Here is a 13,200-nt window from a genome sequence, read left to right as displayed (position 1 = left end):
TCAGACCGTTCATGGCGGCCCGACCGGTAATTTTATTTAATATTTTGATTTATAAGGAAAATAATTATGGCTACGCCACATATCAATGCTGAAATGGGTGATTTTGCTGACGTTGTCCTGATGCCAGGGGACCCGCTGCGTGCAAAATTTATCGCAGAAACCTTCCTGCAAGACGTGCGTCAGGTTAACAATGTGCGTGGCATGCTGGGGTTCACCGGTACTTATAAAGGCCGCAAGATCTCGGTAATGGGTCACGGTATGGGTATTCCATCCTGCTCAATCTACGCAAAAGAACTGATCACCGATTTCGGCGTGAAAAAAATCATTCGCGTGGGGTCATGTGGCGCAGTGCGTAACGATGTAAAATTGCGTGACGTTGTGATTGGTATGGGTGCCTGCACCGATTCAAAAGTTAACCGTCTGCGTTTTAAAGATCACGATTACGCGGCTATCGCTGATTTCGATATGGTGCGTAACGCTGTTGACGCAGCGAAAGCCAAAGGTGTTCCAGCACGCGTCGGTAACATTTTCTCCGCTGATTTATTCTATACACCAGACCCACAAATGTTTGATGTAATGGAAAAATATGGCATTTTGGGCGTGGAAATGGAAGCTGCCGGTATCTACGGCGTAGCGGCAGAGTTCGGTGCAAAAGCGCTGACTATCTGTACCGTTTCTGACCATATCCGTACCGGTGAGCAAACCACCGCAGAAGAACGTCAAACGACCTTCAACGACATGATCGAAATTGCGTTGGAATCTGTTCTGCTGGGCGATAAAGAGTAATAGCCTAGGCTATTATTTTTTCTGAGCCGCACACTCCGCTGCGGCTCTTTTTTTATCCAAACTCTCTGTTTCTCTTTTTCTTTCTATTCACTATTCTGCACCGTTTTATTCTCATTTCTTTATATATCATATTATTAGAGCTATAAATTTATTCATCATTCTTATTGCTCTCTCTCGTATGGCAGATGATATGTATAGCAATATTCTTCTCGGGTAGGAAAGCTATCAGCGTTGGTTAGACAAATCGGATGTAGCACCTATTCAACCAATGGATAAGCCTCAGCGCTATACTAAGCTGCCCTAAATGGCATTGGCGGGTGAAATAGTCGGATCATCGGCAAGAGGGGAGCAGCCCAAGTTTACCTGCTGTGCCGGATATTCGGCGGTGGTCAGCCGCGTTTTTCGTAATCAGGGCAAACAGACCTTTTTAGACGTGGAACGGTCAACGCGGGCGTATGGGCATGGTATCGCTGGCGGTGGTAAACGCGGGATTTATCGGTATGCCAACGTCCAGTTGCTCAAAAGTATGCAAAGAGCTAGCGGAGAAAGGGTTGATTAGTGCCGAAACCTTAGTTCGGTTTTGCATAGCGTGCGCATTTGGCGTCTTAATAGCAAATACCGATGCGCATCAAGGGAATCTATCTTTCTAGCATTCTAGGAATTGGCCGTTATCTTTGGTGCCTATCTACGATATGTTGCCTCTGGCATTTGCTCCGGCGAGCACCGGTAATATGCGGCAACAGGTTCCAGATATTACCCTATCTATTGATATCAACTCGGAATTCAAAGCGATAGCTTGCTAAGTACAGGAAAAATTTGCTTCACAAACGCCACGTATCAAACGCATGGCCTGAACCTACTTTTTGTCCTGCGATCCCTCGGTTCTTTCCGTAGATTTGCTGGCAGTTGAATCCGCATCGGATGATTCCCCTGATTCGCTGTCTTCTTCTACTGGCGTATTGGCCGTGAGCAGATAAGGGGATTGTTGCCAGCGGCTACGGCGATGTTGTAATAAGGTTCTGGCCAGAATAATACCGACCGCCAGCGCGACCAAAATCATTAAACGCAGTAAGTTGGTGGTGTTATCCACCTGCTTGGATTCGGTTGCCAGTACGTGGGTATCCAAAGTCATGCGCAAAAAGCCGCTAGGCCCGTTCTTGCCGGGAATCATCTCCACAATCTGATGATTGAAATAACTGCCGGGGCGCTTGCCGTCCAGCGCTAACCGATCACGCACTTTGACTTTTTCTCCAGAATCCGCGACCAAAGTGCCGTCAATCAAGTACACACTGGCATCCAGTATGCGGCTAGCCTGCGTCAACTGTTTCAGGACTTCATCGACCTTCTGGCTATCCACGTCGTCATTGTTGCTATCCATAATCGGTGACAGGCTAAAAGCCACCTGTTTCGCCAGCGTTTTCGCCAGCTCTTCCACCTGTTCGGAGCGTGCCAATTGGTGGCTGAGGCTGAAATAAGATGCGCCTTGCATAAGCAGTACAAGCAAAGCTAGACAAATCAGTACGATAGCAGTGCGATGCAGTCGAAATTTTAATTTAGCCCGGGCCATGCAGGTTCCTTACGCGTTTTGATGACTTTATGTTGCCAGAAGCAAGGGCGATAGGATAGCTTGATGCATCGTTTTTACCCTTCATCTTTCTCGCTGCTGCGGTATTGGCTGCTTTTGCTCACCCCAGTCACTTAGTGGACTAAGCTCCTGGGTATTCGCTCAGTTGCCGCCTAGCCGCAACGAGAAATTATTGGGCTTATATTGCAGCTTTGCTGTGATGTGAAGCTATTGGGTATATATTGCCGATTCTGGGTTTCTACAGGAGCTTTTCATGTCAAATAGTCTGACCTATTGCGATCTCCCCGCGGAGATTTATCAGTGGCCCGGTTTGCCGCTTTCTTTGAGTGGTGATGAGGTCATGCCGCTGGATTATCGTGCGGGCCATACGGGTTGGCTGTTGTACGGCAGAAAGCTGGATAAGCAACGTATTACCGATTTTCAACGCCGTTTGGGCGCGGCGATGGTGATTGTCTCCGCTTGGTGCGTCGATGACTATCAGGTGATTCGTCTGGCTGGTAGCCTGACACCGCGGATTAAAACGCTGGCGGACGAAAGCGGACTCGATGTGGCTCCGCTAGGCGCAATTCCTCATTTGCGTACGCCGGGTTTATTGGTTATGGATATGGATTCCACGGCTATTCAAATCGAATGTATTGATGAAATAGCCAAGTTAGCCGGCGTAGGCGACGAAGTGGCGGCTGTAACCGAGCGAGCAATGCAAGGGGAACTGGATTTCTCTGCCAGCCTGCGTCAGCGGGTAGGTACGCTGAAAGGCGCTGATGCCAATATTCTGAAACAGGTACGAGATACTTTGCCGCTGATGCCGGGTTTGGTCACGCTCGTGAAGAAATTGCAGGCGCTGAATTGGCATGTGGCTATCGCTTCTGGTGGATTCACTTATTATGCGGAATATCTGCGGGATAAGCTGCATCTGGACGCGGTAGCTGCCAATGAGCTGGAAATCCGTGACGGCAAACTAACCGGTCAGGTGCTTGGCCCGATTGTCGATGCGCAATACAAAGCCGACACACTGATTAAACTGGCGGAAAAACTGTCTATTCCGATTCAGCAAACCATTGCCATCGGCGACGGTGCCAACGATCTGAAAATGATGCAGGCTGCCGGTTTAGGTCTGGCGTTCCATGCTAAGCCTAAGGTTTATGCTAAAGCGAAAGTGGCGATTCGGCACGGTGATTTGATGAGCGTGCTGTGTATTCTAAGCGGCAGTCTGAAGCACGAAGAACGCTAATTCCCTACGTTTCTGGCGTGATCGCGCAGTTTGCCATCACGCCAGTAAACCGTAGAAAAATAGGCGGTTACAACGCTCAAGCCTATTAAACTTTCAATTTATTGTGAGATCGTAAGACAGAGGAAAAGACGTGGCTAAAGCACCAAAACGCGCATTTGTTTGTAATGAGTGCGGCGCAGATTATCCGCGCTGGCAGGGGCAGTGCAGTGCCTGTAACGCCTGGAATACCATTACCGAAGTGCGTCTGGCTGCGGCAACGCCTTCTTCGCGTAACGATCGCCTCGGTGGCTACGCGGGCGAGGCGGGTATCAGTCGGGTACAAAAGCTGTCAGATATCAGTCTGGAGGCGCTGCCGCGTTTCACCACCGGCTTCCTAGAGTTTGATCGGGTGTTGGGCGGTGGTGTGGTACCCGGTAGTGCCATTCTGATTGGTGGTAACCCCGGCGCGGGGAAAAGTACCCTGCTGTTGCAAGTATTGTGCAAGCTATCTGAAGGCATGAAAACCCTGTATGTCACCGGTGAGGAATCGCTACAGCAGGTGGCGATGCGAGCGCATCGACTTGGTTTGCCCACCGGTAATCTGAATATGCTATCAGAAACTAGCATTGAGCAGATTTGCCTGATTGCCGAGCAAGAACAGCCTAAGCTGATGGTGATTGATTCCATTCAGGTGATGCATATGGCCGATATTCAGTCCTCTCCCGGTAGCGTGGCGCAGGTGCGCGAAACTGCCGCTTATCTCACTCGCTTTGCAAAAACACGCGGCGTGGCGATAGTGATGGTCGGTCATGTGACTAAAGACGGCTCGCTGGCCGGCCCGAAAGTGTTGGAACACTGTATCGACTGTTCGGTGATGTTGGATGGCGACGGCGATTCCCGCTTCCGTACTCTTCGCAGCCACAAAAACCGCTTTGGCGCGGTGAATGAGTTGGGCGTTTTTGCTATGACGGAACAAGGGCTACGTGAAGTCAGTAATCCATCGGCTATTTTCCTCAGCCGGGGTGATGAAGTCACTGCGGGTAGTTCGGTGATGGTGGTGTGGGAAGGGACACGCCCGCTATTGGTTGAGATTCAAGCGCTGGTGGATCATTCGATGATGTCGAATCCGCGGCGAGTAGCGGTAGGATTGGAACAGAATCGACTGGCTATCTTGCTGGCGGTTTTACACCGTCACGGCGGCCTTCAAATGTCGGATCAGGATGTTTTCGTTAACGTGGTAGGTGGGGTAAAAGTGACGGAAACCAGCGCCGATTTGGCGTTATTAATGTCATTGGTATCCAGCTTGCGGGATCGGCCTTTACCACAGGATTTAGTGGTATTTGGTGAAGTCGGATTGGCCGGTGAGATTCGCCCGGTGCCCAGTGGTCAGGAGCGAATTTCCGAAGCGGCGAAGCACGGTTTTAAACGAGCCATCGTGCCGCACGCCAACATGCCGAAGAAGCCTCTGCCGAATATGCAGGTATTTGGTGTGAAAAAACTGGCCGACGCGCTGGCGGTTTTAGAGGATCTCTAAGCTGCATTTAGTCGTGTTGTTTGAGCAGCATACTGTGTTATTTTTGTTTAGCGTGCTAAACAGGAGGCAGTATGCTGCAGTTCGATTATTTAAAAACGGCAATCAAACAGAAAGGCTGCACGTTACAGCAAGTGGCCGAAGCCAGCGGGATGACCAAAGGATATTTAAGCCAGCTACTTAACGATAAAATTAAAAGCCCCAGTGCGCAAAAGCTTGAAGCTCTGCATCGTTTTCTTGAATTGGAGTTCCCCCGCCGCGAGAAAAAGGTGGGCGTAGTGTTTGGTAAATTTTACCCGCTGCATACCGGTCACATCTATTTGATCCAACGAGCCTGTAGCCAAGTAGATGAATTGCATATCATTCTGTGCCACGACGAACCTCGGGATCGGGAACTGTTCGAGAACAGCTCCATGTCACAACAGCCAACGGTTAGTGACCGTTTGCGCTGGCTGCTGCAAACGTTCAAATATCAAAAAAACATTCGCATTCACTCATTTGACGAGCACGGCATCGAACCCTATCCGCACGGTTGGGATGTCTGGAGCCGCGGCGTAAAAGCCTTTATGGCAGATAAAGGTATAGTGCCGAGTTTTATCTATTCCAGCGAAAGTCAGGATGCGCCGCGCTATCGCGAACAATTTGGTATCGAAACCATCCTGATCGATCCGCAGCGTTCATTTATGAAGATCAGCGGCCGTCAGATTCGCCGTGATCCTTTCCGTTACTGGGATTATATTCCTACCGAAGTCAAACCCTTCTTTGTCCGAACGGTGGCTATCCTCGGCGGCGAATCCAGCGGAAAATCGACGCTGGTGAATAAATTAGCCAATATATTCAATACCACCAGCGCCTGGGAATACGGGCGGGATTACGTATTTTCCCATTTGGGTGGCGATGAGATGGCGTTGCAATACTCGGATTACGACAAAATAGCCTTGGGGCAGGCGCAGTACGTGGATTTCGCGGTGAAATACGCCAATAAGGTCGCTTTTATCGATACAGACTTCGTCACGACTCAGGCATTTTGTAAGAAATACGAAGGGCGGGAGCATCCTTTCGTGCAGGCATTGATCGATGAGTATCGCTTCGATCTGGTGATTCTGTTGGAGAATAATACTCCGTGGGTGGCTGACGGTTTACGTAGCCTGGGAAGTACTTCCGATCGGAAATCCTTCCAAAGCCTGCTGCAAGACATGTTGAGGGCCAATAACGTTGAGTATGTTCACGTGGAATCGGCAGACTATGACGAGCGCTTCCTGCGCTGCGTTGAATTGGTTCAGCAATTGCTGGCCGCCGATCCGCTGCGATTATCCCGCTCACCGATCAGCGAGCGGGACAGTGTGCAGAATGATAATTAATAAGCGATAACCAGCTTGCCCTGCATGCGTCCGGTCAGTACTTTTTGGTGCGCCGCGTGCAGGTTTTCAGTCGTTAGGCCGTGTAAAGTCTCACTCAGCGTGCCGCGCAGTTCTCCTGCGTCGACATATTGAGCGACCTGTTTCAATATTTCTCCCTGTTGCGCCATATCCGGCGTGTTGAACATGCTGCGGGTAAACATCAGTTCCCAGTGGAGAGCGGCACTTTTCAGTTTCAACGCGCTTTGATCGAGGGGCTGTGTATTTTCCACGATGGTGCAAATGTGGCCCATCGGTGCGATGAGATCACCGATCGCCGCCCAGTGACCGTCGGTGTCATTCAGACAGAAAATATAATCCACCTGTTCGATTCCATTACTGGCCAGTTCTCCTTTTAGATCGCGATAATCGACGGTGAGATCCGCGCCGCGATCCAGACACCAGCGTGCGGAGGTTGGATTAGAGGCTGTGGCGATCACTTTAACCTGACTGCGCAGCGCTGCCAGTGAGATCGCCATTGATCCCACGCCACCGGCACCACCAATGATCAACAGGGTTTTCCCCGCTGGCGCTTCCTGAATTTTTAGGTGCTCAAATAGCCCTTCCCAGGCGGTCAATGCGGTCAACGGCATGGCGGCGGCTTCTGCCCAGTTCAGGCGACTCGGTTTATGCGCCACGATGCGGGCATCGACCAACTGATGCGTGGCGTTGCTGCCAGGACGTGTCAGATCACCGGCATACCAGACTTCATCTCCAACGCTAAAACCCTGTGTCGAGCTACCTACGGCAATGACTACGCCGCTGGCATCCCAGCCGAGTACTCGCGGCTGTTGTAAGCCATTTTTCTGTAGACCGGCGTGGACTTTGGTATCGACCGGATTAACCGATGCGGCTTTTACTTCCACCAAGAGATCGAAAGCATTGGGCGTTGGCTGATCCCACGGGATCTGAATAAAATCGGCGGGGTGCTGCGGATTAACCGCAATAGCGTAATGAGACATAGTCTAGCTCCTTTTTAGGTAGACCTTGAGTCTAGACCCGATTAACTAGAGTGATAAGATGGACAATCAATAACGAAGCGTTCGTCTATGGTGAACAATTATGTTTAAGCAGCTACAGGATATGGCGCTGTTTGCGCGAGTGGCCGAATGCGGCAGTTTCACCAAAGCGGCGGCCATCGCCGGTTTACCTAAATCCAGCGTCAGTCAGCGTATTAGCCTGTTGGAACACCGGTTGGGTATCCGGCTGCTGAATCGAACCACGCGTCAGATCAGCCTAACGTTCGCCGGTGAACGTTATTTGGTGCACTGCCAGGAAATGCTACTGGCGGCGGAGCGGGCCGATTTAACCCTACAGCGCTTGCTGGATAATCCCAGCGGCCGACTGCGAGTTTCCAGTCCGGCAGGGCTGGCCGCCACTTTGCTGGCACAGATTGCCACTGATTTTCAACGACAATATCCCGATGTTTCTCTCGAGGTATTGGTCTCCGACGTTAAAGTGGATTTGGTGGAAGAAGGCTTCGATGTAGCGTTGCGCACCGGAAAACCTCAGGATTCATCATTGATTGGGCGCCGCTTGGGCTATGCGCCACGCAATTTACTGGCTTCCCCTGATTATCTGACTCAGTTTCCGCCAATTTTACATCCACGTCAGTTGGAGGAACATCGTTGGATTACCCACCGCGCCTGGACAGAACTGGTATTAAATTATCAGGATGAATATTTCCGTTGGCAGTTACCTAAGCTCCACGTCACCGATAATTTGCTCTACGCCATTGAGTGCGCGCTGTCGGCGGGGGGAATTACCTTGCTGCCCGCTTTTCTCAGCCGCGAAAAGGTTGCGCAGGGGAAATTAGTGGAAGTGTTGCCAGAGTGGCTGGTCGAAGGTAATGAACTGTATTTGGTTTATCCCAGCCGGAAATTAAATTCACCAGCATTGAGCTGTTTTATTGATGTGGTTATGGGGCATCCGGTATTTACCCATTATGCCCAAGGGTTAACCTAATGATTTGTAGTGCTTTGGCTAAGTGAGAGAATTACTTTTCGGCAGAAGTAGGGAGCGGAACAATATCGTTAAAATCGGTCCCAAACCAATAAACGCCATAATCGCTCCAGTGCGGGCCTTCAATAAAATCCATTAGCGAAACCTGTTCAGTGTGAAAAACCTGACCGGCCTGATTTTCAATTTTAATGTAGCCGCTGTAATGAGAGCCGTCGCCGGGGGAACCCATAGAGGGAATCAACTGGGTAATCTTATAAAATCGCATAACGTATTGATGATTGGGGCTCCATTCTTCCCTAACCAGAGTGCCTTGCTGCCACCAAAAATAGACTGCTCCACCCAGAATAAATAAAAATAGCGTCCATCGGATTTTGCGGATTCTTATTAATTTTTTCAGTGCTTCAGAGATTGAACGTAATTTCATTTGCTATCCATGCGTCAGGCTAAAAAAATACTGCCCACCAAGGTGAGCAGTATTTAGCAGTGAATGACGAATTACTTGGTCATTTTCTTGTACTTAATACGGTGCGGTTCTAAGGCATCAGCGCCCAGCGTCCGCTTTTTCCACTCTTCATATTCAGTAAAGTTACCTTCGAAGAATTCGACTTTCCCTTCATCCTGATAATCGATGATATGGGTAGCAATACGGTCGAGGAACCAACGGTCATGGGAAATAACCATCGCACAGCCTGGGAATTCCAGTAAGGCGTTTTCCAGTGCGCGCAGGGTTTCAATATCCAAGTCGTTGGTTGGTTCATCGAGCAGCAACATATTGCCGCCAACCTGCAACAGTTTTGCCAGATGGATACGACCACGCTCACCGCCGGATAGTTCGCCGATGCGTTTACCCTGATCGACGCCTTTAAAGTTGAAGCGGCCAACGTAGGCACGGCTTGGCAATTCAAAGTTACCGATCTTCATGATGTCCTGACCGCCGGAAACTTCTTCCCACACGGTTTTGCTGTTATCCATGCTGTCGCGGAACTGGTCGACAGAGGCTAACTGCACGGTTTCACCCAAGGTTATGGTGCCGGAATCAGGCTGTTCCTGACCGGACAACATACGGAACAGAGTAGATTTACCCGCGCCGTTTGGCCCAATAATACCGACGATGGCGCCTTTCGGCAGTGCAAAGGTCAGATCGTCAATCAGCAGGCGATCGCCGTAGGATTTGCTCAGGTTCTGAACTTCCAGCACTTTGTCGCCTAAGCGTGGACCAGGTGGAATGAACAACTCACTGGTTTCGTTACGTTTTTGGTATTCAACGCTGTTAAGTTCTTCAAAGCGAGCCAAACGTGCTTTGCCTTTAGCCTGACGGCCTTTCGGATTCTGACGAACCCATTCCAGCTCTTTCTCGATAGATTTACGACGAGCGGCTTCGGAAGAGGCTTCCTGCGCCAGACGAGCGTCTTTCTGCTCCAGCCAAGAGGAATAGTTGCCTTCCCACGGAATACCTTCGCCACGGTCAAGTTCGAGAATCCAGCCAGCCACGTTATCCAGGAAGTAACGGTCATGGGTAATCGCCACAACGGTGCCTTCATAGTCGTGCAGGAAGCGCTCCAGCCAAGCCACGGATTCGGCATCCAGGTGGTTGGTTGGTTCGTCCAGCAGCAGCATGTCTGGTTTTTCCAGCAGCAGGCGGCAGATCGCTACGCGACGACGCTCACCACCGGACAGATTGGCAATTTTGGCATCCCAAGGCGGCAGACGCAGCGCATCGGCAGCACGTTCCAGCTGGTTATCCAGATTATGGCCATCGTGAGACTGGATAATCGCTTCCAGCTCGCCTTGCTCTTTTGCCAGCTTATCGAAGTCGGCATCCGGATCGGCATACAGCGCGTAGACTTCGTCTAAACGGGTCAGCGCGCGTTTAACTTCGCTAACGGATTCTTCTACCGCTTCGCGTACCGTTTGCTCCAAATTCAGCTGAGGTTCCTGCGGCAGGTAACCGATTTTCAGACCTGGTTGGGCGCGCGCTTCGCCTTCGATATCGGTATCTACACCGGCCATAATGCGCAGCAGGGTAGATTTACCGGAGCCGTTCAGACCCAATACGCCGATTTTGGCGCCGGGGAAGAAGCTCAGGGAGATGTTTTTCAAAATATGACGCTTCGGCGGAACCACTTTGCCGACGCGATGCATGGTATAGACGTATTGAGCCACGTTGCTCTAGCCTCTCTATATCAGTTTTTATTAGGATGTCTGGTGCGGAGTGTAGCCCGTTTCGATAACGGATCCCATACATCCTTGAAGATAACGGAGTATAACCTTTTTGCAGGAACGGCGGGCTGACCGCCCCCACAGAATGGGCTTATTCTGGTGTCAGGGCGCGGTGACGATCATTGCCACTCGACGGTTTTCAGCCCGGCCTTTGGCCGTGCGGTTATCGGCAACTGGATTTAGCTTACCGAGCCCGCGAACTTCGATATTGGCTTTCGGCATACCGACGGAAGATAGGGTATCGGCGACGGCGCTGGCGCGGCCATAAGACAGTTGGTTATTGTAACTCTCTTCACCCATAGAATCGGTGTGTCCATCCAGGCGAATATGGTTGATACCAACGTCCATCAAGGCGTGACCGATTTTCTCTACGGTTTGCTCTCCTTGCGCATTCAAGTTTCCGACGTTGCTGCTGAATAGCACCTTATCTGACAGGCCAAACTCCCAACCGTTGTCCGTTAGTTTGAATCCCTGTTCCTGTAGAGCGGCTATCTGCTCCGCTGTCAGGCCCTGAGGTTTATTCTGACAACCCGCTAGCAGCAATAAACCCAACGCCATCAAGCCAATCCACAGGCTACTCCTCAACTTTTGCATTGTATGACCTTATTCTTTTTACGCTGTATGTGTCAGGCTTTGGGGCAGAATCACCCGACCGCCTCCGTGGTAATTGTTCTTCGCCAAATACATGGCCTCATCCGCACGCTGTAACAGCTCTACTGGCGTTTGCGCGTGTTCCGGATAGAACGCAATACCAATACTGATTGATGTTGTGATGTCCGTGCCGTCAGGCAGTGTAATAGGGTGAGCCATACAATGAATGATATTGTCCGCGATCGATAATACATCGTAGCTATTGCCGATTGACGTCAACAGTACGGCAAATTCGTCGCCGCCCAGGCGAGCAACAAAATCAGTTTCGCGTAATTGCGAACGGATGCGTTCAGCCATGGTGATGAGTACGACGTCACCGGCGGCATGGCCATAATTATCGTTAATCTCTTTGAAATTATCGGCATCGAGGAACATCAATGCCACCATATCTTTATCCGCGCATTCATTGAGCGTACGGTTCAGGCTGACTTCAAAAAAGGCGCGATTGGCAAGCCCGGTCAGGCTGTCATGAGTCGCCCTATGAGTCAGGAAATCATTTTCCTGCGTTAAATGCGCCTGCCAGATCTCCAGCTCTTCCAGTAATCCATTGAAATCGTTACTTAACTCATTGAGTTCTTTGATGTGAACCGATGGAACTCTTTGACCAAAGCTGCGATGCAGACTCACATCGTGCGCCACTTCAGTTATACGATTCAGCGAGCCGACAATTCTGCGGAGCATACGACGAGAAAGGAACAGGGCGACTAGCGTACTGGCAATGATACCGGCCAACATGGCAATCACTCCGCGCAGCAGGAAACTGAGCAGGCTGCCGCCGTGACCGACCATAATAATAGTACCTATGCGTTCGCCGTTGTGCATGATAGGTAGTTCTACCGGACCGCTCAGTGCCCAATGGGCAACGCTTTGTTCCAACTTATGGAACGGACCGTGGGCTGGTAGCGACCAACTGGCAATGAGCTTGCCATTGGCATCAACAATTTTGGCTTCGGCCACTTCTTCACTGGCTGCAATCAACGCCAGCGATTCACTGGCAGCAATATTATCGCCGAAGACGACGGCGGCTTCGGTGGTATAGCTAATTGAACGGGCGATCAAATGCAGGTTGTGATCGGCGTAAACACGCAAGGAAAAAATAGCAACCAGGGTAATAAAGATACCGGCCATCCCCACAGCAACCAGAGCCACGGTTAAATGTATGCGTTGAAGTATTTTCCCTAAGCTAGGTAATTTTGCACGACGTTTATTTATTCTTTTAATCAGTCTCATAAACCATCAGCCTTCTTACGGGCGAGTTGCAGTACGCTCGGATGAACACGAACTCCTGTACGTGCTAACGCATCCATATTAACCTTAAAAGATGCCTGGTTATCTTCCACTAACAGACAAAAGGCGCTGCCGGTGGTGCATTCAGAATAATCCTCACTGATTGTCAGTATCGGATGACCTTGAGTACGATTAATTAACTCCAACCGCTGTTCTTCGGTGGTACTTCCCAAATAAATAGCATCGCATTGGCTTGAAATAGCCGGGCTGGCAAACGGGAATCGCTCGACTTTAATGGGATGTTGCGTTGCCATTAACGCTGGGTTAAACAGGCCTTCTGCATAGTTGGTCGGGGCGACAATACATAACCTAATAACCTGCGGAGTCACCGGCCAGCGTGTATAGCTGATAATCCCCAAAACCATTTTGGTTGCGGCGTCTGTCCGCGCCTGCACAACGTTCGCATTCGCAGGTTCTTCCGCCGATCCGGCGCCGGTAGAAAATACTAACGTCAATACAATCAACAGATACTGACAAATACGCCAAAAATGCCAGGGAGGCATAACGTATTGAGGATTCTTACTGACGCCGTTGATTGCGCAAGTCGAGATAGTCATTTTTGCGCTTCCTG

General features: G+C 50.4%; 13 protein-coding genes. 6 read left to right on the top strand and 7 right to left on the bottom strand.

The annotated features are described in order from the left end of the window. Nucleotides 1-66 precede the first annotated feature (66 nt). Nucleotides 67-786, top strand: coding sequence for a purine-nucleoside phosphorylase (gene deoD, locus AD970_RS11615; RefSeq protein ID WP_049599015.1), 720 nt, complete (start codon nt 67-69; stop codon nt 784-786). Nucleotides 787-1,090: 304 nt separating this feature from the next. Then, a complete protein-coding gene (locus AD970_RS18505) occupies nt 1,091-1,345 on the top strand; it encodes a hypothetical protein (protein ID WP_053215273.1) in 255 nt (84 codons plus the stop codon). 297 nt (nt 1,346-1,642) lie between these two features. Here the strand turns inward: AD970_RS18505 and AD970_RS11605 are convergent, their stop codons facing one another. Continuing rightward, the gene (locus tag AD970_RS11605; protein WP_049599012.1) at nt 1,643-2,353 is read right to left on the bottom strand and encodes a YtjB family periplasmic protein; all 711 of its coding nucleotides are present in this window, start codon (nt 2,351-2,353) and stop codon (nt 1,643-1,645) included. A gap of 271 nt (nt 2,354-2,624) precedes the next feature. Between AD970_RS11605 and serB the strand changes: the two genes are divergently transcribed. The 3 genes from serB to nadR all read left to right on the top strand — a co-directional run bounded on the left by serB (nt 2,625) and on the right by nadR (nt 6,473). Continuing rightward, nucleotides 2,625-3,602: a phosphoserine phosphatase gene (gene serB / locus AD970_RS11600; protein ID WP_049599009.1), complete on the top strand. Its 978-nt coding sequence runs from the start codon at nt 2,625-2,627 to the stop codon at nt 3,600-3,602. 130 nt (nt 3,603-3,732) lie between these two features. Further along, the gene (radA, locus tag AD970_RS11595) at nt 3,733-5,115 is read left to right on the top strand and encodes a DNA repair protein RadA (protein WP_049599006.1); all 1,383 of its coding nucleotides are present in this window, start codon (nt 3,733-3,735) and stop codon (nt 5,113-5,115) included. Between the two features lie 71 nt (nt 5,116-5,186). Then, nucleotides 5,187-6,473, top strand: coding sequence for a multifunctional transcriptional regulator/nicotinamide-nucleotide adenylyltransferase/ribosylnicotinamide kinase NadR (gene nadR / locus AD970_RS11590; protein WP_049599003.1), 1,287 nt, complete (start codon nt 5,187-5,189; stop codon nt 6,471-6,473). On the opposite strand, the gene AD970_RS11585 is transcribed toward nadR, so the two are convergent. After that, a complete protein-coding gene (locus AD970_RS11585; protein WP_049599000.1) occupies nt 6,470-7,471 on the bottom strand; it encodes a zinc-binding alcohol dehydrogenase family protein in 1,002 nt (333 codons plus the stop codon). The genes nadR and AD970_RS11585 overlap by 4 nt on opposite strands. A 100-nt stretch (nt 7,472-7,571) precedes the next feature. On the opposite strand from AD970_RS11585, the gene AD970_RS11580 reads away from it, so the two are divergent. Next, nucleotides 7,572-8,474 carry a LysR family transcriptional regulator gene (locus tag AD970_RS11580; RefSeq protein ID WP_049598998.1) on the top strand — a complete coding sequence of 301 codons (903 nt, stop codon included), beginning with the start codon at nt 7,572-7,574 and terminating at the stop codon, nt 8,472-8,474. A gap of 31 nt (nt 8,475-8,505) precedes the next feature. Here the strand turns inward: AD970_RS11580 and AD970_RS11575 are convergent, their stop codons facing one another. From AD970_RS11575 to AD970_RS11555, 5 genes are all read right to left on the bottom strand, one after another. Continuing rightward, complete coding sequence (locus AD970_RS11575) at nt 8,506-8,895, bottom strand: hypothetical protein (RefSeq protein WP_049598995.1); 390 nt, start codon at nt 8,893-8,895, stop codon at nt 8,506-8,508. Nucleotides 8,896-8,966: 71 nt separating this feature from the next. Beyond that, a complete protein-coding gene (gene ettA / locus AD970_RS11570; RefSeq protein ID WP_049598991.1) occupies nt 8,967-10,634 on the bottom strand; it encodes an energy-dependent translational throttle protein EttA in 1,668 nt (555 codons plus the stop codon). A 159-nt stretch (nt 10,635-10,793) separates the two neighbouring features. Continuing rightward, nucleotides 10,794-11,285, bottom strand: coding sequence for an OmpA family protein (locus tag AD970_RS11565; protein ID WP_049598989.1), 492 nt, complete (start codon nt 11,283-11,285; stop codon nt 10,794-10,796). Nucleotides 11,286-11,303: 18 nt separating this feature from the next. Next, entirely contained in the window at nt 11,304-12,572 is a 1,269-nt protein-coding gene (locus tag AD970_RS11560) for a diguanylate cyclase domain-containing protein (RefSeq protein ID WP_049598986.1), read from the bottom strand. After that, a complete protein-coding gene (locus tag AD970_RS11555; RefSeq protein ID WP_049598983.1) occupies nt 12,569-13,186 on the bottom strand; it encodes a YfiR family protein in 618 nt (205 codons plus the stop codon). Before AD970_RS11555 ends, AD970_RS11560 begins: the two co-directional genes overlap by 4 nt. Nucleotides 13,187-13,200: the final 14 nt, after the last annotated feature.

Source organism: Yersinia nurmii (genome assembly GCF_001112925.1).
GTDB classification, from domain to species: domain Bacteria; phylum Pseudomonadota; class Gammaproteobacteria; order Enterobacterales; family Enterobacteriaceae; genus Yersinia; species Yersinia nurmii.
The sequence above is the reverse complement of the archived record's forward strand: the minus strand, read 5'-3'. Positions and strand labels throughout refer to the sequence as shown.